Annotated in this window: 21 protein-coding genes; 9 read left to right on the top strand and 12 right to left on the bottom strand. The window is 73.9% G+C overall.

The genetic code is table 11. The features are described 5' to 3' along the window. Positions 1-55: 55 nt before the first annotated feature. Entirely contained in the window at positions 56-2,215 is a 2,160-nt protein-coding gene (gene uvrB / locus IF09_RS0104615) for an excinuclease ABC subunit UvrB (protein WP_030292184.1), read from the bottom strand. A 246-nt stretch (positions 2,216-2,461) separates the two neighbouring features. Between uvrB and IF09_RS0104610 the strand changes: the two genes are divergently transcribed. The 3 genes from IF09_RS0104610 (at position 2,462) to IF09_RS0104600 (ending at position 5,483) form a co-directional block, all read left to right on the top strand. Further along, entirely contained in the window at positions 2,462-3,409 is a 948-nt protein-coding gene (locus tag IF09_RS0104610) for a glycerophosphodiester phosphodiesterase (RefSeq protein WP_030292183.1), read from the top strand. Positions 3,410-3,459: 50 nt separating this feature from the next. Further along, complete coding sequence (locus IF09_RS0104605; RefSeq protein WP_030292181.1) at positions 3,460-4,023, top strand: methylated-DNA--[protein]-cysteine S-methyltransferase; 564 nt, start codon at positions 3,460-3,462, stop codon at positions 4,021-4,023. Between the two features lie 155 nt (positions 4,024-4,178). Beyond that, on the top strand, positions 4,179-5,483 hold the full coding sequence (locus IF09_RS0104600) for an MFS transporter (RefSeq protein WP_030292179.1): 1,305 nt from the start codon (positions 4,179-4,181) through the stop codon (positions 5,481-5,483). On the opposite strand, the gene IF09_RS0104595 is transcribed toward IF09_RS0104600, so the two are convergent. Then, complete coding sequence (locus IF09_RS0104595; RefSeq protein ID WP_030292177.1) at positions 5,473-5,835, bottom strand: cupin domain-containing protein; 363 nt, start codon at positions 5,833-5,835, stop codon at positions 5,473-5,475. The genes IF09_RS0104600 and IF09_RS0104595 overlap by 11 nt on opposite strands. 98 nt (positions 5,836-5,933) lie before the next feature. Next, on the bottom strand, positions 5,934-6,719 hold the full coding sequence (locus IF09_RS0104590; RefSeq protein ID WP_030292176.1) for a class I SAM-dependent methyltransferase: 786 nt from the start codon (positions 6,717-6,719) through the stop codon (positions 5,934-5,936). Positions 6,720-6,799: 80 nt separating this feature from the next. Between IF09_RS0104590 and IF09_RS0104585 the strand changes: the two genes are divergently transcribed. Next, positions 6,800-7,726, top strand: coding sequence for a pseudouridine-5'-phosphate glycosidase (locus IF09_RS0104585; RefSeq protein ID WP_030292175.1), 927 nt, complete (start codon positions 6,800-6,802; stop codon positions 7,724-7,726). Then, a complete protein-coding gene (locus tag IF09_RS0104580; protein WP_030292174.1) occupies positions 7,723-8,631 on the top strand; it encodes a carbohydrate kinase family protein in 909 nt (302 codons plus the stop codon). Before IF09_RS0104585 ends, IF09_RS0104580 begins: the two co-directional genes overlap by 4 nt. Before the next feature lie 55 nt (positions 8,632-8,686). Here the strand turns inward: IF09_RS0104580 and IF09_RS0104575 are convergent, their stop codons facing one another. Then, positions 8,687-9,346 carry a hypothetical protein gene (locus IF09_RS0104575; protein WP_051832090.1) on the bottom strand — a complete coding sequence of 220 codons (660 nt, stop codon included), beginning with the start codon at positions 9,344-9,346 and terminating at the stop codon, positions 8,687-8,689. A 166-nt stretch (positions 9,347-9,512) separates the two neighbouring features. Next, entirely contained in the window at positions 9,513-10,166 is a 654-nt protein-coding gene (locus IF09_RS0104570) for a uridine kinase (RefSeq protein WP_030292172.1), read from the bottom strand. Positions 10,167-10,257: 91 nt separating this feature from the next. Between IF09_RS0104570 and IF09_RS0104565 the strand changes: the two genes are divergently transcribed. Then, positions 10,258-11,703 carry a WGR domain-containing protein gene (locus tag IF09_RS0104565; protein ID WP_030292171.1) on the top strand — a complete coding sequence of 482 codons (1,446 nt, stop codon included), beginning with the start codon at positions 10,258-10,260 and terminating at the stop codon, positions 11,701-11,703. A 55-nt stretch (positions 11,704-11,758) separates the two neighbouring features. On the opposite strand, the gene IF09_RS41565 is transcribed toward IF09_RS0104565, so the two are convergent. Continuing rightward, positions 11,759-12,130, bottom strand: a complete 372-nt coding sequence (locus IF09_RS41565; RefSeq protein ID WP_051832088.1) for a cupin domain-containing protein — start codon at positions 12,128-12,130, stop codon at positions 11,759-11,761. A gap of 152 nt (positions 12,131-12,282) precedes the next feature. Between IF09_RS41565 and IF09_RS0104555 the strand changes: the two genes are divergently transcribed. Then, a complete protein-coding gene (locus tag IF09_RS0104555) occupies positions 12,283-12,978 on the top strand; it encodes a DUF2293 domain-containing protein (RefSeq protein ID WP_051832087.1) in 696 nt (231 codons plus the stop codon). A 10-nt stretch (positions 12,979-12,988) separates the two neighbouring features. Here IF09_RS0104555 and IF09_RS48185 read toward each other — a convergent pair whose 3' ends face one another. Further along, positions 12,989-13,690: a chaplin gene (locus tag IF09_RS48185; protein WP_030292166.1), complete on the bottom strand. Its 702-nt coding sequence runs from the start codon at positions 13,688-13,690 to the stop codon at positions 12,989-12,991. 127 nt (positions 13,691-13,817) lie between these two features. On the opposite strand from IF09_RS48185, the gene IF09_RS0104545 reads away from it, so the two are divergent. Then, complete coding sequence (locus IF09_RS0104545) at positions 13,818-14,366, top strand: hypothetical protein (protein ID WP_030292164.1); 549 nt, start codon at positions 13,818-13,820, stop codon at positions 14,364-14,366. Here the strand turns inward: IF09_RS0104545 and IF09_RS0104540 are convergent. Beyond that, on the bottom strand, positions 14,347-15,552 hold the full coding sequence (locus IF09_RS0104540; RefSeq protein WP_030292162.1) for an SWIM zinc finger family protein: 1,206 nt from the start codon (positions 15,550-15,552) through the stop codon (positions 14,347-14,349). The two genes, IF09_RS0104545 and IF09_RS0104540, sit on opposite strands and share 20 nt — an antisense overlap. 19 nt (positions 15,553-15,571) lie before the next feature. Further along, entirely contained in the window at positions 15,572-18,445 is a 2,874-nt protein-coding gene (locus IF09_RS0104535) for a DEAD/DEAH box helicase (RefSeq protein ID WP_030292160.1), read from the bottom strand. Between the two features lie 226 nt (positions 18,446-18,671). On the opposite strand from IF09_RS0104535, the gene IF09_RS0104530 reads away from it, so the two are divergent. Beyond that, on the top strand, positions 18,672-18,932 hold the full coding sequence (locus tag IF09_RS0104530; protein ID WP_030292154.1) for a DUF6343 family protein: 261 nt from the start codon (positions 18,672-18,674) through the stop codon (positions 18,930-18,932). A 7-nt stretch (positions 18,933-18,939) separates the two neighbouring features. Here the strand turns inward: IF09_RS0104530 and IF09_RS0104525 are convergent, their stop codons facing one another. The 3 genes from IF09_RS0104525 to IF09_RS0104515 all read right to left on the bottom strand — a co-directional run bounded on the left by IF09_RS0104525 (position 18,940) and on the right by IF09_RS0104515 (position 21,043). Then, positions 18,940-19,347 carry a tetratricopeptide repeat protein gene (locus IF09_RS0104525; protein ID WP_030292153.1) on the bottom strand — a complete coding sequence of 136 codons (408 nt, stop codon included), beginning with the start codon at positions 19,345-19,347 and terminating at the stop codon, positions 18,940-18,942. Positions 19,348-19,413: 66 nt separating this feature from the next. Next, positions 19,414-20,034, bottom strand: a complete 621-nt coding sequence (coaE, locus tag IF09_RS0104520) for a dephospho-CoA kinase (RefSeq protein WP_030292151.1) — start codon at positions 20,032-20,034, stop codon at positions 19,414-19,416. 70 nt (positions 20,035-20,104) lie between these two features. Next, positions 20,105-21,043, bottom strand: a complete 939-nt coding sequence (locus tag IF09_RS0104515) for a PAC2 family protein (protein ID WP_030292149.1) — start codon at positions 21,041-21,043, stop codon at positions 20,105-20,107. Positions 21,044-21,052 lie beyond the last annotated feature (9 nt).

The following is a 21,052-nucleotide window of genomic DNA, read 5'->3' as shown; positions in this document are numbered from 1 at the left end:
TGTGGGTGCGCACATGTACCTGCGGCTGCTGCCAACCCTACTGACCGGCCCCGGGTCAGGCGAGGCCCGCTTCCTTCATCTGCCGCAGCTCCTTCTTCAGCTCGCCCACCTCGTCGCGGATCCGGGCCGCGACCTCGAACTGGAGCTCGGCCGCCGCACCGCGCATCCGCTCCGTCATCTGCTCGATGAGCGCGGCCAGTTCCTCGGCCGGACGGTCCGTCAGCACCGCGGCCTCCTTGGCCGCCTTGGCGGCCTTGGCGCCCTTGACCCCCTTGCCGCCCACGGTGACCTGGCCCGCCTTGACCACGCCGAGCGAAGGCACGGGAGCCTTGGCGTCCTTGCCCTGGCGGTACCCGGTGCCGAGCAGCTGTTCGGTGTCCAGCTCCTCCCGGGCGATGGTGGCGACGATGTCGTTGATCTTCTTGCGCAGCGGCTGCGGGTCGATCCCGTTCGCCGTGTTGTAGGCGACCTGCTTCTCCCGGCGGCGGTTGGTCTCGTCGATCGCCTGCGCCATCGCCGGGGTGATGCTGTCCGCGTACATGTGGACCTGACCCGACACGTTGCGCGCCGCGCGGCCGATGGTCTGGATCAGGGAGGTCCCCGAGCGCAGGAAGCCCTGCTTGTCGGCGTCGAGGATCGCGACCAGCGACACCTCGGGCAGGTCGAGGCCCTCGCGCAGCAGGTTGATGCCGACCAGGACGTCGTACTCGCCGGCGCGCAGCTCGCGCAGCAGCTCGATCCGGCGCAGGGTGTCGACGTCGCTGTGCAGGTACCGGACCTGGATGCCGAGCTCCAGGAAGTAGTCCGTGAGGTCCTCGGCCATCTTCTTGGTGAGGGTGGTGACCAGGACGCGCTCGTCCTTCTCCACCCGCTGCCGGATCTCGTGGACCAAGTCGTCGATCTGGCCCTCGGTGGGCTTGACCACGACCTCCGGGTCGACGAGGCCGGTGGGACGGATGATCTGCTCGACGAAGCCGTCGCCGCGGGAGAGCTCGTACTTGCCCGGGGTCGCCGACAGGTAGACCGTCTGGCCGATCCGCTCCTGGAACTCCTCCCACTTCAGCGGCCGGTTGTCCAGGGCGGACGGCAGCCGGAAGCCGTGGTCGACCAGGGTCCGCTTGCGCGAGGCGTCGCCCTCGTACATCGCGCCGATCTGCGGCACGGTGACGTGCGACTCGTCGATGACGAGGAGGAAGTCCTCGGGGAAATAGTCGATGAGGGTGTTGGGCGCGGAGCCGCGCTCGCGGTCGTCCATGTGCAGCGAGTAGTTCTCGATGCCGGAGCAGGACCCGATCTGGCGCATCATCTCCAGGTCGTACGTGGTGCGCATGCGCAGGCGCTGCGCCTCCAGCATCTTGCCCTGCTTCTCCAGCTCGGCGAGGCGCTCCGCCAGCTCCGCCTCGATGCCGGCGATCGCCTTCTCCATGCGCTCGGGGCCGGCGACGTAGTGGCTGGCGGGGAAGACGTACAGCTCGCGGTCCTCGCTGATGACCTCGCCGGTCAGCGGGTGCAGGGTGGAGAGGGCCTCGATCTCGTCGCCGAACATCTCGATGCGGACGGCCAGTTCCTCGTAGACCGGGAAGATCTCGATGGTGTCCCCGCGCACGCGGAAGGTGCCGCGGGTGAAGGCCACGTCGTTGCGCGTGTACTGGATGTCGACGAAGCGGCGCAGCAGCTGGTCCCGGTCCATCTCGTCGCCGACCTTGAGGGGGACCATGCGGTCGACGTACTCCTGCGGGGTACCGAGGCCGTAGATGCAGGACACGGACGCCACGACGATCACGTCGCGCCGGGTGAGCAGCGAGTTGGTCGCGGAGTGGCGCAGCCGCTCCACCTCCTCGTTGATCGAGGAGTCCTTCTCGATGTAGGTGTCCGATTGCGGAACGTACGCCTCGGGCTGGTAATAGTCGTAGTACGAGACGAAGTATTCGACGGCATTGTTCGGCAGGAGCTCGCGGAACTCGTTCGCCAGCTGGGCGGCGAGCGTCTTGTTCGGCGCCATGACCAGAGTGGGGCGCTGGAGCTTCTCGATCATCCAGGCGGTGGTCGCCGACTTGCCGGTGCCGGTCGCACCCAGCAGGACGACATCCTTCTCACCTGCACGGATGCGCTTCTCCAGCTCGGCGATGGCCGCCGGCTGGTCGCCGCTGGGCTGGTAGGGGCTGACGACCTCGAAAGGCGCCACCGTGCGTTCGATCTTCGATACGGGCCGCATGAGTCCACCGTACGACCCCCCACTGACACTCACGCAGCCGCGCGCGGGTCCCGCGGCGCTGCGCCGGGTCCGGCGGGCGGGACGGAAGTCCTCCTTTCTGGTCCGTTTGTCGTAGTTCGGTGGCGGCCCCGTGATCATCAACCGCATGATCGCCGTAGAGGTCCCCCGTGTGGTGCATCGCCGCAACGTCTGCCATCCCGCACGCGTCTGACGCAGGAACAGGGCTCCGAACCGAGGAGAACGCACATGTACGTCCGACCCGCCGCCGCGGCCGCCGCCGCATTCCTGGGCTTCGCCCTGACCGTGCTGGGCGGGACGACCTCGTCCGCCGCCACCGGCCCCTCCTCCCCGGCCTCCCCCGCCGGCGCCACCGGGGCGACGGGGCTGCTGGGCCCCGTGGTGTACGCCCACCGGGGCGCTTCGGCGTACGCGCCGGAGAACACCCTCTACGCGATCGACCTCGCGATGCGGCTGGGCTTCGACTGGGTCGAGAACGACGTCCAGCGCACCAAGGACGGGGCGCTGGTGGTGGTCCACGACGACACCCTGGCCCGCACCACCGACGTCGAGCAGGCGTTCCCGGACCGGGGCCCCTGGCGGGTCGAGGACTTCACGGCGGCGGAGATCGCCACGCTCGACGCGGGCAGCTGGTTCGGCCAGGAGTTCACGGGCGCCCGGGTGCCGACCTTGCGGGAGTACCTCGACCGGGTGCAGGACAACCGGCAGCGGCTGCTGCTGGAGATCAAGAAGCCCGAGCTCTACCCCGGGATCGAGAAGGAGACGCTGCAGGTGCTGGACGAGGCCGGCTGGCTCGACACGGACCACGTGCAGCGCCGCCTGGTCGTGCAGAGCTTCAGCGCGGACTCCGTACGCATCGTGCACGGCCTGCGCCCGGACCTCGTGACGGCCTTCCTGGGCACCCCGACCGTCGCCGACCTGCCGAAGTACGCCGAGTTCACGGACCGGATCAACCCGTGGCACACCACCATCTCGGCCGACTGGGTGGCGGCGGTGCACGGCCTGCTGGGCGCCCACGGCAAGGCGATGGAGGTGGACACCTGGATCGTGGACGACGAGGCGACGGCCCGGAAGGTGCAGGGGATGGGCGTGGACGGGATCATCACCAACGCCCCCGACGTCGTACAGCAGGCGGTGCTCGGCCAGGAGGCGCTGCTCGGCGCGTTCCCTTACTAGGGGTACCGGGAAGTGTCCGGGCTGTCGTACCCGCCCCGTACGGTGGAGGGGTGGACAGCACCGAGCGGCCCCGCGGGCCGCACCTCGAATGGACCGTCGTCCCCAGCGACGTCGGGCCCCTGCTCCTGGCCGCGACCCCCGAGGGTCTGGTCCGGGTCGAGTTCCATGCCGGTCCGGACCGGTTCGAGAAGATGATCGGCTCCCTCGTCTCCCGCCTCGGCGCCGACGCCTGGCGCCCGGCACCGGGCGAGGAGGTGCTGCTGGCCGAGCCGATACGCCAGCTGACCGCCTACTTCGCGGGCTCGCTCAAGCGCTTCGGCCTGCCGCTGGACTGGCGGCTCAGCTCCGGCTTCAACCGGCAGGTGCTCCAGGAGCTGGACCGCTCGGTGCCGTACGGGGCGGTCGTGGGGTACGGGGAGCTCGCGGCCCGCGTCGGACAGCCGGGCGCCGCCCAGGCCGTGGGCAACGCCATGGGGTCGAATCCGCTCCCGCTGGTGGTGGCCTGCCACCGGGTCGTGGAGAACGACGGGGGCATCGGCGGGTTCGGCGGCGGGGTGGAGACCAAGCGGTCGCTGCTGGCGCTGGAGGGCGTCCTGCCGCAGCCGCTGTTCTGACCGGGGTGCCCGCGGGGGCGCCCCGGGGGTGCATCCCCCGTTCCGTCCGGCGGTAAGGGGTGGGAGACTGCCGCGGTGACTACTCCTGCCGCCTCAGGCCGCACCGCGCCCGCGCCCGTACACCGCCCTGCGCCGCCGCGACGGGGGTGGGCGGCATGACCACCGTTCCCGGCACCGACCGGACCGCTCCGCCGGCCGGCCCGGCCGACCTGCCCCGGCTGCAGCGGCGCACCTCCGCGGTGCTGATCGCGAGCCAGATGCTGGGCGGCCTCGGCGTGCCCATCAGCATCGCCCTGGCCCCCGTCCTCGCGACTCAGGTCAGCGGCACCGAGTCGCTGTCCGGCTTCGCCTCCACCGCCGCGGTGATCGGCACCGCGGCCGTCTCCCTGCCGCTCGCCGCGCTCATGACCGCGCGCGGCCGCCGCCCGGGGCTGGTTGTCGGGTACGGGATCGGCGCCGCCGGTGCGGCCCTGGTGGTGCTCGCCACCGCGATCAAGAGCTTCCCGCTGCTCATGCTCGGCATGGCCGCCTTCGGAGCGGCCTCCTCCGCCAACCTCCAGGCCCGGTTCGCGGCCGCCGACCTCGCCGCACCGGACCGGCGGGCCCGGGCCGTGGCCGTCGTCGTCTGGGCGTCGACCCTCGGCGCGGTGCTCGGCCCCAACCTCTCCGCCCCGGCCAGCCGCAGCTTCGCCGGGACCTCCATACCCGAGACGGCGGGCCCCTTCGTCTGGGCCGGCGCCGTCTTCGTCCTCACCGGCGGCCTGATCGCCGTACTCCTGCGGCCGGACCCGCTGCTGACGGCCCGGGCGCTGGCCGCGCCCGGGGAGCAGACCCGCGCGGGCCGCTCGCTGCGCGCCGGGCTCGCGGCCGTCAAGGCCTCCCCGCGGGCGAGGCTGGCCCTGGTCACCGTCGCGGTGTCCCACACCACCATGGTCTCGATCATGGTGATGACCCCGGTCGACCTGGGCCACCACGGCGCTGGGCTGGAGCTCGTCGGCCTGGTGATCAGCGGCCACATCGCCGGCATGTTCGCCTTCTCGCCGGTCATGGGCTGGCTCGCCGACCGGGTCGGCCGGCTGTCGGTGATCGGCCTGGCGGCCGGGCTGCTGTCGCTGGCCGCCCTGCTCGCCGGCACCGCCGGACCCGACCACGCGCAGAGCGCCGTCGGCCTGTTCCTGCTCGGCCTCGGCTGGTCCGCCGGCATGGTCTCCGGCTCCGCGCTGCTCACCGATTCGGTGCCGCAGGCCGCGCGGGCCGCCGTACAGGGTCTGAGCGACCTCACCATGAACACCTGCGCGGGCGTGGGCGGCGCGGCCGCCGGCCTGATCATGTCCCATGCGGGCTACGGCTGGCTGAACGTGATCGGCGCGGGCCTGCTGCTGCCGATGGCGGCGCTCGCCCTGTTCACCGGGCGCCGCCATCCCGCTGCCGCCGCTGCCGCGCCTGCGGCTAGTAGCTGATGTGGTAGGCCTTGCGCAGCGTCTCGTGGACGGTCCAGGTGGTCTTGTCGCCCTCCCGGAGCACACAGGCGGAGCCGGGGCCCACCTCCAGGGTCTCCCCGCCCTCGACCTCGATGGTGGCGCGGCCGCTGACCACGACGAACAGCTCGTCGGCCTCGGTGTCGGTCACCACGCCCGGGGTGATCTGCCAGATGCCGCGCAGCTGCTTGCCGTCGGGGGACTCCCACAGCACCTTGCCCGTCACGACGGGCTCGCCGGAGAGGATCCGGCCGGGATCGAGGTCCTCGACCTCCAGCTCGGCGTCCGGTACGGATACGGCGAACGAGGCGGGGCCGTGCTCACTGGTGCTCATGCCGAGTCACCCTAATCCGGCCGTCCGGCGCGCCGCGGCGACCAGAGCGTCCAGGTTCCGCCCGCCGGACAGGTCAACCTGTCCAGCCGGTCCCCGCCTCAGCCAGGCCGACGGGCGCTGAGCACCGGCTGGTGGAATCCGGTGGCCTGCGCCGGGTGCCACACCGTTTCGGCGAACCCGGTCCGGCGCGCGTAGGCCGCCGTCTCCTCCTCGGGCAGCGCCCAGTACGTGGCCTTGGCCGTGCGGGTGGTCCACGTCTCGCGGCCGGGCGTTCTGGACGGCAGCAGCTGGAACAGCTCCAGGTCGTACCGCTCTCCGTCCTCGTGCCACTGCCAGAGCTGGAAGCTGACGGTCCGTCCGTCCGGGCCCGTCCGCACGTGCGGGGCGTCGCTCTGCGGCCGGGCCCGCCGCAGTTCGCCGTACGGGCGGGTCGAGAGCAGCAGCAGGCCGCCCGGGCGCAGCACCCGCAGGGTTTCGGCCAGGGCGGCGCATACGTCGTCGGCCGTCAGGAGGTGCGGCAGGGCGTTGTCCGCGCACACGACCGCGTCGAAGGAGCCGTCCCGGAAGGGCAGGGCCCGCATGTCCGCGGCCGCGGTGGACAGGGCGAGGCCGCGCGCCGCCGCCTCGCGGCCGGCGCGGGCGGCCGAGGGCGGGCTCAGGTCGGTCCCGGTGACCCGGTGGCCCAGCGCCGCCAGGCCGAGGGCCTGGGTACCGATTCCGCAGGCGTTGTCGAGGACGCGGTGCGGGCCGGGGCCCAGGCAGGCGGTGAGCAGGGCGTTCAGCGCCCGTCCCTGGCGGGCGATGCCCGCGTCCCAGTCCGCGTACAGGAGGTCGTACCGGTCGGCGAGTTCGTCGTAGAAGGCACGGGTGTCCCGGGGGTTCATGGGGGAACGCTACTCGGACAGGTTGGCAAGGCGGGCCGGGAGCGCGTTTGGGGGCGCACGTCCCGTGCCATGGATGGGACATGCACACATCACCCGAGGTCCCCGTCCTGTCCGAAGAGGTCCGCGAGGCACTCGACCGGGGCCGTCCCGTCGTGGCTCTGGAGTCGACGATCATCGCGCACGGCCTGCCCCGCCCGCGCAATCTGGCCGTGGGCACCGAACTGGAGGCGCTGGTGCGCGCCGAGGGGGTGGTTCCGGCCACGATCGGGGTCGTCGACGGGGTGGCGTACGCGGGCCTCGACAAGGCGCAGCTGGAGCGGATCGCCGGCGGCGAGGAGGTGCGCAAGCTCGGCCACCGGGATCTGGCTCCCGCGCTCGCGGCCGGGGCGACCGGCGCGACGACGGTGTCCGCGACGGCGTTCCTGGCCGCGCGGGCCGGGTTGCGGGTCTTCGCCACGGGCGGGCTGGGCGGCGTACACCGCGAGTACGCCCAGACCCAGGACGAGTCGGCGGATCTGCAGTTGCTGGCGCGGACGCGGATCACGGTCGTGTGCGCGGGGGTGAAGTCGATCCTGGACGTGCCGGCCACGCTGCAGAGGCTGGAGACGCTGGGGGTGGGGGTACTGGGGTACGGGACGGAACGTTTCCCCGGTTTCTACCTGGCCAGTTCCGGCGAGCCGGTGGACTGGACCGTCCACCGGCCGCAGGAGGTGGCGGCGGTGATGGCCGCTCAGGACGCCCTCGGTGGACCGGAGTCGGCACTGCTGGTGGCGAATCCGGTGGCGGAGATGGACCAGTTGGATCCGGACCTGCACGACCGGGTGCTGGCCGAGGCCCTCGAGGAGTGCCGCGAGCGGGGGATCACGGGGCAGGCGGTGACCCCGTTCCTGCTGGGGTTCCTGGTACGGGCCACGGGCGGGGCCTCGCTGGAGGCCAACCTGGCGGCGGTACGGGGCAACGTGGTGCTCGGGGCCAGGATCGCGGGGGCCTGGGCGGCGCGCGCGTGACCGCGCCCGGGGCGCTGCTGGTCGTCGGGGACGTGGTGACGGACGTCGTGGCCGTGCATCCTGAGCCGCTGACCCCGGCCACGGACACGGCCGCGCGGATCCGGACCCTGCCGGGCGGCGCCGGGGCCAATGCGGCCTGCTGGGCGGCCCACGCAGGGGTGGCGGAGGTACGCCTGCTGGCGCGGGTCGGCACGGAATCCGCCCGGTGGCACGAGCAGTCGCTGCGGGACTGCGGGGTGCGGCCGCGGCTGGTGATCGATCCGGCCGCGCCGACCGGGACGGTGGTGGCGCTGGTCGGCAAGGACGCGGAGCGGACCTTCCTCACCGACAGCGGCGCCGCGCTGCGGCTGTGCCCCGAGGACTGGGCGCCGGCCCTGCTGGACGGGGCGGCCCATCTGCACCTGTCCGGCTACCTCTTCTTCGCCGACAGCAGCCGGGAACTGGCCCTCGTCGCGCTGCGGGCGGCCCGGGCCCGCGGAGTTCCGGTGAGCGTGGACCCGGCCTCGGCGGGCTTCCTGGTCGCGCTGGGTCCGCAGCGCTTCCTCGATGCCGTGGCGGGGGTCGGCGTACTGCTGCCCAACGAGGACGAGGCACGGCTGCTGGCCGGGCTGCCCGCGGCGGCGGGAGCGGCCGGGGCGGCCCGGGCCGCGGCGGAGCTGAGCCGGCGGGTGCCGCTGGTGGTGGTCACCCGCGGCGCCGCGGGGGCGCTCGTGGCGGAGACGGGCAGGGTGACCGCGGAGGTGTCGGCGGAGTCGGCCCGGGCCGTGGACTCGACGGGGGCCGGGGACGCGTTCACCGGCGGGTTCCTGGCGGCCCGGCTCGCGGGCGCGGCCCCGGCGGACGCGGCCCGGGCGGGCTGCCGGGCGGCCGCGCAGGCGGTCTCCCGGCTGGGCGGGCGTCCGTAGCGGCGGGAGCGGCGCGGCGCACGGCGCTCACGACGGCACCGGCCGGCCCGGGCGGCTACGAGGTGTACTCCTCCTGGCCGAGGGTGTCGATCACGCCCGCCTTGTTCACGTTGTAGTGGAACACCAGGCCCTTGTCCGGGTGGGTCTCCAGCCACGAGGTGAGCTCGTGCGTGCTGATCGGCGTGCTCACGGTGGTGGACAGGATCGGGGCGAAGGCGCTGATCTTGGCGTCCTCGGCGATCGGGATGAAGGTTTCCTCGCCGACGGTCACGAAGGGGGTGGCACCGCCCGCGACGGCGCAGCCCCAGTTGCCGTGCTTGACGATCAGGCTGTAGGCGCCGCCCTCGGGCGTGTAGCGGTAGACGGCGATCTCGTTCGGCGAGACCGGCGCCTTGGGGGCACAGGTGGGTCCGGGTGCGGGCGGCTTCGGCTTGGCCGGAGTGGTGGCGGTCGGGGCCGGCTTCTTCGAGGACACCGCTGCGGACGGCGACGCTCCGCCCGCCGGGGTGGCGGAGGTGGCAGGGGTGGCCGGGGTGGCCGACGGACTCACCGGGCCCGCACTGGGGCTCGTACCGGCGGCTCCCGCTCCCGCGTCGCTGCCCTCGTCGCCGTTGCAGGCCGTGAGGGCCAGGGCGCCGCACAGCACCAGCGCGGCGCAGGCGGCCTGCCGCCGCAGCCGTCTGCGACCCGGAACCGCCGTACCGCGTCCGCCCATTGCCGTCTCCCTCTGCCAAGGCGCCACCGGGTGGCCGCCGTCGAAGCGTGGCGTCAACGTAGCGCTGTGTTCCGGCCGCGGCGATGGCCGGATTCCGTTCGTCGCAGAGCCGCGATGCCGCTGTTGCGGATCCCTGACGTCCGTGACGGTACGGGCGCCGCTGAGGTCAGCCCGTGGGGCCCGTGAGGCCGGTCCAGGCGGGGTGGCGGGGGTCGTCGGCCCGGACCACGGCATCGGCCTGCGCCGCGGGGCCGGTCTCCGCCTCGTAGCGGGCGAAGGCGTGCAGGGTCCAGCGCGCGGACTCCTCGGTGCGGCGGGCCAGCGCCCCCGGCGAGAGCCGGATGTGCACGCTGAGGTCGAAGGGGAACCAGTGGCCCAGCAGCAGCGGGCCGTGGACGATCACGACGCCGCCCGGGGGGAGTTCGGTGTACGGGCTGCGGGTCGCCCGGTCGGTCGCCGGGTCCCAGAGGTCCGGCAGCACCCGCCCGGTGCCGCCCGGGTCGGTCGGGCCGAACACCTCGCGCCAGAGGGCGGCGGTGTCGTACCAGCCGCCGAGGTAGGAGTCCACGTCCTCGCGGCCGAACTCGTAGCGGAGCGAGGCCGGGCGCAGGAAGCCCTCCGCCGGGACCACCAGGACGGGGCGGCTGCGCAGGCGCAGCTCGTCGGCGAGGTGGCCGGCGAGCACGCCGGTGCCGGCGGCGGGTGCGCCGTCGATGCCCACCCGCTGCCAAATCGCCTGCCCCGGGGATGCCTTGTGTTCGTCGAGGTGACCGGCGAGCCGCTCGGCCATCCGCTGCCATGTGATCGCTTCCAGCTGCACGGGCCCATTGTCAGTGGTGGGCCGTAGCGTTTTTCACGAGGGATCACCGGCGGGAAAGAGCCGTTGGCCCGGCCTTGGGGAGGGGTCTGACATGGCTCGCGAGACGACGTATCTGGAGCTGTCGCAGGATGGCGGCGGGGCGCACAAGTTCTACGAGGTGACCGTGGACGGCACGGCCATCTCGGTGCGGTACGGGCGCATCGGCGCGGACGGCCAGCTGCAGAGCTCGTCGTTCCCGACCGTCGAGAAGGCCCGGGCGGCGGCCGCCAAGAAGATCGGGGAGAAGGTCCGCAAGGGGTACGCGCCGGCGGTGGCCGGACAGCGCGCGGCCCGGGCGGTGACGCGCCGCCAGGTCACCTCCGCTCCGTCGACGGCGCGGGCCGTGGCTCCGGTGCTGTGGCGGTTCCGTACGGGTTCCTCGGCGTTCGGGATCCATGTGGACGAGGACCGCTGCTGGGTCGGCAACCAGGCGGGGGACGTCTACACGCTGAGCCACGGGGGCGAGGTGCTGGCCCGGTACTCGCTGCCGGACGGGGTGAAGTGCCTGGTGGCGGACGAGTTCTGGATATACGCCGGCTGTGACGACGGCACGGTGTACGACCTGTCGTCGAAGGTGCCGTTCGGGGCCTACGACATCGCGGCGGACGTGGACATCTTCTGGCTCGACATCCACGAGGGCGTGCTGAGCGTGTCCGACCGCAGCGGCGGGCTGACGGTCATCGACCACGAGGACGAGTTCCAGTGGTCGCGGCGGTCGTCGGGCTCGAACGCGTGGATGATCCGGGCGGACGAGCGGGCGGTCTACCACGGGCACAGCCAGGGCGTCACCGCGTACGCGGCCGACGGCGGGGCACAGTTGTGGCACACGCCGACCAACGGCTCGGTGCTCTTCGGCTGGCAGGAGGACCACACGGTCTACGCGGGCACGGGCCGCCACACCGTGCAGCGGCTGGCGAAGGCGACGGGCGTCGTGGAGGCCTCGTACCGGTGCGACGCCGCCGTGTACGCGTGCGCGACCTCGCCGGACGGCCGGCACGTGTTCGCCGCCGACTGCGCCTCCTCGGTGTACTGCTTCGATGCCGACGGGCAGCGGCTGTGGAAGCTGGGTACCGGCGGCGGTTCGGCCCTGTCGATGCAGTACCTGGACGAGCGGCTGTACCTGGTGACCACGGACGGGTCCCTGATCTGCATGGACGCGAGCGAGGCGGCGATCGTCGCGGCACAGCGGGGTTCGGTGCCGACGGCGGTGGATGTGAAGTCGGCGGCTGCGCTGCCGGTGTTCACCCCGGCGGCTTCCGCGGCGGCGGTGGCGACCGTCTCGGTGGCGGCGGCGCCGGCGGACGGTGTCGTGGTGGAGTGCGTCCGGCAGGGCGGCCGGATGCGGGTGCAGGTGGTGTCGGGCGGCTTCGAGCCCTCGTGGAACGTGCAGTTCCCGCGCGGGATCCGGGAGCCCGGAGCCCGGTACGTGGTGGACGGGCTGCACGCGGCCTCGGGAGGCTTCTACCGTGTGCGCGGGGAGATACGCCGCCTGGTCTGAGCGGGGCGGCTCCGGGCGGAGCAGCGCCGGGCGGGGCGGCTCGCGGGGGGCCGGTTCACGCGAAGTTGCCCGAGCAGGAGCACGGTGTTGCGCCGCGCGGGGCGGCCGCGGGTATGGAGAAGGCTTCGCCCTCGGCCAGCGTGGAGGTCACGTACAGCACGACGGGAACCGTGCCGAGGTTGCGGCCGAGGTGGAGGTGCGCGACGCCGGGCGGCTCCACGAAGCTGGACCCCGGCCGGTGCACGACGACCGAGTTGTCGTGCAGGATCCGGGTCAGCGTCCCGGACTTGACCAGCGCGATGAGCGGGACCCGGTGGAAGTGCCAGCCGGTGCAGCCCCCGGGTTCTATGACGACCTCCCGGCCCGCGAGGTCCTCCGCGCCGGCCGTGTCCCGCGCAAGCCGCGCAGTCGCCTGCCGTCCAGCCATGTAAACGCCCCTCCCCCATGGGCATCACGGCCCTACCGCAGCCCCGACGCCCCACGGTAGAGGGACATCCGGCCAACCGGGAGAGTTGGCGAAACCTCAACCGCCGTTTTCGGCAAGGTGATAAGCAGACCGGACGGCGGTATCACATCGTCATGAGCCTCGTGGTGTTCGAGTCGCTGAAGCAGATCAACTGTGCGGAGTGCCGCCAGGGGCCGCTCCGGCATCTCGTCCGCGAGGCCGGTGTGCCCCGCTGCCTGGACTGCGCCGACCTCGGCCACCTCGTCTACCTGCCGCGCGGGGATGCCGCACTCACCCGGCGGGCCCGTGAGGCCAGTTCGCTCTCCGCCGTCGTCGTCCGCTTCAACAAGCGGCGCCGCCGCTATGAGCGCCAGGGGCTCCTGGTCGAGGACCCGGCCCTGGCCCGCGCGGAGCGCGCCTGCCTCGCGGACGCCGAGGCGCGGGCCCGCCGCCGGGAGCGCGACCGGCTGCGCCGCGCGGTCGAGGACACCCGGTTCACGGCTGCGTTCGCCGCCGAGATCGTGCGGCTGTTCCCGGGGTGCCCGGCCGATCGGGCGGTGGCGATAGCCACCCACGCCTCGCTGCGCGGCAGCGGCCGGGTGGGCCGTACGGCGGCCGGCCGGGCCCTCGACGTGCAGGCGGTGTCGGTGGCGGTCCGGGCGGCGGTGCGGCACACCGACACCGAATACGACGCCCTGCTGATGGCGGGTGTCCCGCGGTTCGCGGCCCGGGCCCGGCTGGCTGCGCGGATCGACGCGATCCTGGACGGCTGGCGCACATCCCCGCCCCCCACACCGCCCCCTGCGCACGCTTCGGGTCCCGAGCCGTAGGCCCTGCGGCCTACTGGGGGCGGAAGCGGCGGTAGAGCAGGACCCCGCCCAGCAGCAGCGCCCCGCCGCCGGGCAGCAGGTAGCCGGCGGCGTCGGCCCCGGTGTGGGCGAGCGCCGGGCCGTGCTGCGGCGGCGCGGACGGGGTGACGGGCCGCTCGACGACGGGCGGCTGCTGCGGGGGCTTCCCGCCGCTGGGCTCCTCGCCGTTGGGCTCCTCGCCGTTGACGGAGCTGTTGCCGGTGGAACTGTTGCCGACCCCCACGACGCTGACCGCGTTCCCGCTGATGTTGACCGGGACGTCGACCGGGAGCTGGATCCCGTTGCCGGACAGCAGCCCGGGCGAATCCTTTCCGCCCCCTTCGGCACGGGCTCCCCCGCCCGTGCCGGTGCCGTTCCCCGCCCGGGTCCCGGGTTTCGCGGGTTGCGAGGACACGGACCCTGGATGCCCGTCGCCACCGCCCCCGGCCTCGTTGGCACAGCGGTTGCCCGCGGCCGGGTTGAGCAAACCGACCACGCTCACGGTGTTGCCGCATACGTTCACCGGGGTGTGCACCGGCAGCTGCACCAGATTTCCGGACAGCAGCCCCGGCGAGCGCTCGGCCTTCCCGCCCGCGTCCGCATCGGCGTAGGCGAACCCGCTGATACCCGCGACCGCCAGTCCACCTCCCGCGACCACCGCCGCGATCAAGCCGTTCCGAGGACTGTGACGCATCAGTTTCCCTGCCTTCCGGAGGAGTTCACGGGCGCTGCACCCGCACCGGAAACAACGCGGTAAACCCATTCGGGTTATAGAGCCGGTAGGCATTTCACTCCATCGTGTACTGGGTAATGCCTACTTCATGACCGAACACCCGCTCCTGCTCCTCGACGTGGACGGCCCCCTCAACCCCTTCCGGTCCCGCCTCGCCGGACTGCGCGGATACACCAGTCACCGGATGCGTCCGACCGGCTGGATGTCCCACCGTGACCCTGACTCGCGCAGCGCCCGGCGCGGGCTGCGGGTCTGCCTGCACCCGTTGCACGGCGTCCGTCTGCTGGCCCTGCCCTACGAACTCACCTGGGCCACCGCCTGGATGCACGAGGCCAACACGATGATCGCCCCGCACATCGGACTACCCGGCGATCTTCCTGTCATCGAGTGGCCGGAACTTTTCGCCGACGATCCGGACGGCCTGTTCTGGAAGACCCGCCCGCTCCTCGACTGGGCCGCGGGCCGCCCCTTCGCCTGGGTCGACGACATGATCACCCCCCAGGACCGCGCCTGGATCGCGGCCCACCACCCGGCTCCGGCGCTCCTCCTCACCATCCACGCCCGCCACGGCCTGCGCGAGCGCGACTTCACCACGTTGACGCGCTGGGCGGCGGAGGTCAGCGGCGCAGGGCGGTGAGCGGGTCGGCCGAGGGGGTGCCCGTGGGCCACCAGTCCTCGGTGTCCGGGCGGGACTCGTAGGCGTACCAGAGGCCGTCGCGGCCCAGGCGGAGCTGGCGGGTGTACGCGGTGAGGCGGTTGCGGTCGGGGCGGAAGGCGCCCCGGGAGGCCGCCAGGAGGGCCGGGCGGGCCCGGTCGAAGGGGCCCGCCGGGGGATCCCAGGGCTCCTCGAGGGCGGCGAGCGCGGGCAGGCCGCCCTGGCGCCAGGCCGCGGCGGCCCGGGCCAGGTCGGTGGTGGTGCGGCCGGTGGCGCGGGCCAGGTCCCGGTAGAGGGTGCGGGCCGCGCCGGTGAGGCCGGCCGTGTGGTGCGCGGAAGCCAGGCGGACGGCGTCCTGCCAGAGGGTGAGGCCGGCGATCGGGTCCTCGGCGGTGGTGAGCAGCGCGAGGGCGCGGGCGGCGGCGTCCGTGGCGAGCTGGTCGAGGGCCAGCGGGTCGGGGGCTGCCGGGTCGGCCGGGTAGGCGGGCGGAAGGCCCACGGCGACGGGCGCCGCCGGCGGGGCCGGCAGCGGCGGCAGGCTGGTGCGGGCCAGCGCGGCGCGGGCCGGGACACCGGGGAAGTCCGGTGCGGCGTCGGGCTGTTCGCGGGCGGCGTGGGCGGCATTGCGGCGGGTCAGCTCGTCGAGGAGCTCCCGCTCGCCCCGGCCGCGCAGGAGCAGCAGCACGAACGGGTCCTCGTCGAGGAGGCGGGCCGCCCGGTAGCAGAGGGCCGCGGCGTGCTTGCACGGCGGGCGGCCGGTGTCCGGGCAGGAGCAGCGCGGGACGAGCTCGCCCGCGCCGGGCAGGACCGTGCCCGCCAGGGACTGCGGAACCTCCCGCTCCAGCAGGCCGGCGAGGGCCGCGGGGTCCGCGGCGACCGCCTCCAGGAGCTCGCTCCACTCGGCGTCCGGGAAGGGGCTCAGGGCCAGTTCCGTGCGGTACGGGCGGGCCCGGCTGCCCCGTACGTACGCCACGATCCGGCCGGGGGTGACCGTGACCGCGTCGACATGGCCCTCGGCGGCGTACGCGCGGCCCCGGGCCAGGCGGGCCGGGTCGCGGGACACCTGCTCGAGCGCCGACACCCAGGCCCGGCCCCACCAGCTGGCGGCCTCCACGCCGGCGGGCACGGTCTCGAAGGTGCGGCGGCGGTCGTCCCTCGCGGTGATCATGCAGACCTCCACGCCGTGATCATGCGGGCCTCCGCAGGGAGACGAGGTCGGCCAGCTCGCGGTCGGTCAGCTCGGTCAGCGCCGACTCCCCCGAGCCGAGCACGGCATCGGCCAGCGCCCGCTTCGCCTCCAGCATCTCGGCGATCCGGTCCTCCACGGTGCCCTCGGCGATGATCCGGTGGACCTGGACGGGCTGCGTCTGGCCGATCCGGTAGGCGCGGTCGGTGGCCTGCTCCTCCACCGCCGGGTTCCACCAGCGGTCGAAGTGGATGACATGGCCGGCCCGCGTCAGGTTCAGCCCCGTGCCCGCCGCCTTCAAGGAGAGCAGGAAGACCGGGACTTCACCGGACTGGAAGCGGTCCACGAGCTCCTCGCGGCGCGGGACCGGGGTCCCGCCGTGCAGGAGCTGGTGGGAGATCCCCCGGGCGGCCAGGTGCCGCTCGATGATCCGGGCCATCGTCACGTACTGGGTGAAGACCAGCACCGAGCCCTCCTCCGCGAGGATCGTGTCCAGCAGCTCGTCGAGCAGGGCCAGCTTGCCCGAGCGGTGCGGGATCCGGGGCTGCTCCTCCTTCAGGTACTGAGCGGGGTGGTTGCAGATCTGCTTGAGCGAGGCCAGCAGCTTCATGATCATGCCGCGCCGCTCGATGCCCTCGCTCGCCTCGATCACCGCCATCGCCTCGTCCACCGCGGCCTGGTAGAGCGAGGCCTGCTCACGGGTGAGGGAGACCGGATGGTCCGTTTCCGTTTTCGGCGGCAACTCGGGGGCGATCCCCGGGTCGGACTTCTTGCGCCGCAGCAAGAACGGGCGTACGAGCGCGGCCAGCCGGGCCACCGCCGCCTCGTTGCCCCCGTCCTCCTCCTGCTGGTGCTCCACCGGGCGGGCGTGCCGGGCCCGGAACGCCGTCAGCGGGCCCAGCAGCCCCGGCGTGGTCCAGTCGAGCAGCGCCCACAGCTCGGACAGGTTGTTCTCCACCGGGGTGCCGGTCAGTGCCACCCGGGCCGGTGCCGGAATCGTGCGCAGCGCCTTCGCCGTCGCCGAATGCGGGTTCTTCACGTGCTGCGCCTCGTCGGCGACGACCATGCCCCAGGGCTGCTCGGCCAGCCGGGCCGCGCTCGCGCGCATCGTCCCGTAGGTGGTCAGCACGAATCCCCCCGCCAGCCCGTCGAGGCTGCGGCTGCCGCCGTGGAAGCGGCGCACCGCGACCCCGGGCGCGAACTTCTCGATCTCCCTCTGCCAGTTGCCCAGCAGCGACGCGGGGCAGACGACGAGCGTCGGCTCGGGGCGGTCCCGGTGCAGGTGCAGCGCGATCAGGGTGACGGTCTTGCCCAGGCCCATGTCGTCGGCGAGGCAGCCGCCGAGGCCGAGCGAGGTCATCAGGTCCAGCCAGGCCAGGCCGCGGGCCTGGTAGTCGCGCAGGGTGGCCTTCAGCCCGACGGGCTGCGGCAGCGGGGCCAGCTCGCCGGTCAGCCGCTCCCGCAGGGCGGCCAGCGCACCCACCGGGACCGCCGCCACCGGCTCCCCGTCCACTTCGGCCATCCCCGTCAGTACGGTGGCCAGCGCATCCACCGGGTCCAGCAGCCCCAGCTCGCGCTTGCGCGCCTTGCGCACCAGCTCGGGATCGACCCGCACCCACTGGTCGCGCAGCCGGACCACGGGCCGGTGGGCCTGCGCCAGCGCGTCCATCTCCCCCGGGGTGAGCCGGTCGCCGCCCAGCGCGAGCTCCCAGGAGAAGGAGAACAGCTGCCCGGCGTCGAAGAACGCCGTGCCGTCGGTGGCGGAGCCCGGCGCGGTGGACCGTACGACCGCGGTGGCGGACAGCGTACGAGCCAGCTCCCGCGGCCAGTGGACCGGGACCCCGGCGGCCGCGAGCCGGTTCGCGGCCCGGCCCAGCAGGTCTTCGAGCTCCGGATCGGAGAGGGCGAGGACATCGGGCACCGGCTGGTCCAGCAGCCGCAGCAGCGGCGGCCAGACCCGGGCGGCCCGGCGCAGCGCCAGTACGGCGTCGATCCGGGCGCGCGGCCCGAAGCCGGCGGCGGCCGCACCGGCCCACAGCAGCCCTGCGTCGGTGACGAGGGTGGGGTCGGCGAGGCTGTGCACCTGGACGACGGCGGCGCCCGCGCGACGGATGCCGTCCGTGGCCGCCGCATCGGCCTCGTCCGCCTCCTCGGCGCCGTCGAAGAGGCGGAAGGAGGACAGGTCGAGCCGCAGCGAGATCCCCACCCCGGCGTCGGCGCCCGCCGCGACCTGCGCGGCCCACTCCTGTATCCCGGGCACACGCTGCGGCTCCTGCGCGGCGAACGGCCGCCCGGCGGCCAGCGGCGCCGCCGGGGTGCGGGGCAGGCTGTCGGCGACGGCATCGAGGAACGCCCGGACCAGGGCCTGCGGATCGGGCAGCTGGAGGGGGCGGCGGCCGGGCAGCGGGGTGGCGTACCCCTCGTACGGGAGCGCGGCGGCCACCGCGCGCAGGTGACTCACGTCCTCGGCGTCGAGCGGGCCGGCCCGCCAGGCGTCGACCCCGCCGGGGGTGACGCCGGGGAGCAGCCGGCCGCGGGCGACGAGCGCGAGGGCGTGGAGGGCGGCAGTGCCCCAGGCGCGGGTGGCGGGGTGGCCCGCGGGGCTGCGGGGGGCGCGGGCGAGCAGGGGCAGGGCTTCGGTGACGGAGAGGGTGAGGGAGGGGACGGTACGGCTACGGACCCCCTGGCCGTGCGGGCGTACGACCGTGAGCGGGGCCGGTGTCCCGGCGCCGTCCGGGAGCGCGTCCCCATCGGGGGCCCAGAAGGCGATGCGGGCCTCGCGGGGGACGGGGGCGGGGAGGAAGACGGCGGGGTGGCGGAGGAGGGGGTCGTGCGGATGCGGCTGCTGCCGTTGTGGCTGCGGCTGCCGTGTCATGGTGTCGCCTCCCCTCGCCCTCGGTGCCATCAGGTCAGACGGATCCCGTCTGCCGTCGAGTCTAGGTGCGGGCACTGACAATGCCGCTGAGCTGGGTGGATGCCGGCTCCGGGGCCGATGCGCGGGGCTTCTCCCCGCCCCCCGCCCGAAGACGACCGCGACAGCCGTGAACCGCCTCGGCCCCTGACCGCCCCGCTGGTGGGACCATGGACCTGAGGCGATGGTCATGCGTTCCGGAAACGAGCCGGTGACCGCCCGCAGTCCGCTGCGGCTGCGGTTCTGGCTGAGCCTGTGGGGGCTGGTCTGGGCCGTCGCCGGGACGGCCGCGTTCTCGCTGGTCGGCCGTCCCGGGTGGGCGGTCGCCTGCGGCGTGCTCGCGGTGCTCGCCGCCGTGGACCTGGCCGTGGTCCTCCACCACATCCACCAGGGCCCGCACTACCAGCCGGGCCCGGACGTCCCCCCGTACGAGCCTCCCCACGGCCGGTGATACGGAGCTACTCCTCGAAGCGGGCCGCCGCCAGGTAGTCCGGCCGGGGGTCCAGGGCGGCCGCCAGGCGGAAGTGCTTGCGGGCCTGGTCGGGCCGGCCGGAGCGCTCGTGCGTGCGGGCCAGCGCGAAGTGCGCGAAGGCGTTGTCCGGCTCCCGTTCCAGCACGAGCTCGAACTCCAGCGTCGCCGGACGCAGTTGGGCGGCGGCGAAGAAGGCACGGGCGCGCAGCAGCCGGGCCGCCGTGTTCTCCGGGTGGGCGGCTATGACCGAGTCGAGCAGCTTCACGGCGCCGCGCGGGTCCCGCGCGGCCAGCAGGTGCTCGGCGGCCCGGTAGTCGATGACATGCGTCTCGGGGGACGAGCCGGACGGCGGAGGCGGCTGCGACGGTACGGGCTGGGGCGTGGTGTCGGACACGGTCTGTTCCTTCCCTCTGCAGGCGCGTTCAACGCCCCGCGCCCCGCCCGCTATTCCATGTGCACGTCAGGCACCAGCCGTACCGGCCGTCGCGGCCGCGCGCTCCTTGAGGTCCGCCCACACCTTGCGCACCTGCGGCTCCAGCGCCTCCAGCGGCCCGTCGTTGTCGATCACGACCGTGGCTACCGCCAGCCGCTGCTCCCGCGTGGCCTGCGCGGCCATCCGGGCCCGCGCCTCCTCCTCGGCCATCCCGCGCAGCGCGGTCAGCCGGGCCAGCTGCGTCCCGGGAGCGGCGTCCACCACGACCACGAGGTCGTACAGCGGCGCCAGGCCGTTCTCCGCGAGCAGCGGTACGTCGTGCACCACGATCGCGTCGGGCCCTGCGGCGGCTTCCAGCTCGGCCGACCGGGCTCCGACCAGCGGGTGCAAGATCGCGTTGAGGGTCTGCAGCTTCGCCGCGTCGGCGAACACGATCGACCCCAGCTTCGGCCGGTCCAGCGCCCCCTCGGCGGTCAGCACGGACTCCCCGAAGGCCGCCACGACGGCCGCCAGCCCGGGCGTACCGGGCTCCACGACCTCCCGCGCGATGCGGTCGGCGTCCACGACGACCGCCCCGTACCCCGCCAGCAGCCGCGAGACCTCGCTCTTGCCGGCACCGATTCCGCCTGTCAGGCCCACCTTCAGCATGTCCAGCAGACTAGACCCCGCACCCGGGCCCCCGTACAGCCCCCCGCCCCGGCCGACCGGGACGAGGAGCTCAGCCCTCGCCCTCGCGCTCCGCCAGGAACCGCTCGAACTCGCGGCCGATCTCGTCCGCCGACGGGATCTCCTGCGGCTCGGCGATCATGTTGCCCCGCGTCTCGGCGCCGGCCGCCGCGTCGTACTGGTGCTCCAGCCCCTGGACCAGGGCGACCAGCTCCTCGTCGCCCTCGCGGATCTGCCGGTCGATCTCCGTCTGCGTGCGGTGCGCCTCGGTACGCAGCGCGTGCGCCACCGCCGGCAGGACCAGCCCGGTCGCCGCCGTGATCGCCTCCAGCACCGTCAGCGCGGCGTCCGGGTACGGGGAGCGCGCGATGTAGTGCGGTACGTGCGCGGCGACGCCCAGCACGTCGTGCCCGGCCTGGCCGAGCCGGAACTCCACCAGGGACTCCGCACTGCCCGGCACCTGCGCCTCGTCGAACGGGCTGCGGTGCCCCGGCATGAGGTCGGTCCGGTTGCCGTGCGGGGTGATCCCGACGGGCCGGGTGTGCGGGACGCCCATCGGGATGCCGTGGAAGTTGACCGAGAGCCGGACACCGAGGCGCTCGACGATCTGCCGGACGGCAACGGCGAAGCGCTCCCACTCCACGTCCGGCTCGGGCCCCGAGAGCAGCAGGAACGGCGCGCCGGTGGCGTCCTGGACGAGGCGCACCTCCAGCCGGGGCTCCTCGAACTCGGTCCAGTGGTCGCGCTGGAAGGTCAGCAGCGGACGCCGGGCGCGGTAGTCGACCAGGCGGTCCGCGTCGAACCGGGCCACCACCTGGTGCGGCAGGGTGTCGAGCAGCCGCTCGACGATCTGCTCCCCGGCCTCGCCCGCGTCGATGTACCCCTCGAAGTGGTACAGCATGACCAGCCCGGCCGAGTCCTGGGCGAGCGCCAGGTCCGCCACTGCCAGGCCCTTGGCATCCCATTCGTACAAACCCTGTGGATCAAGCACCGCCACCAC

Source organism: Streptomyces katrae (assembly GCF_000717655.1).
Classification (GTDB): domain Bacteria; phylum Actinomycetota; class Actinomycetes; order Streptomycetales; family Streptomycetaceae; genus Streptomyces; species Streptomyces katrae_B.
The sequence above is the reverse complement of the archived record's forward strand: the minus strand, read 5'-3'. Positions and strand labels throughout refer to the sequence as shown.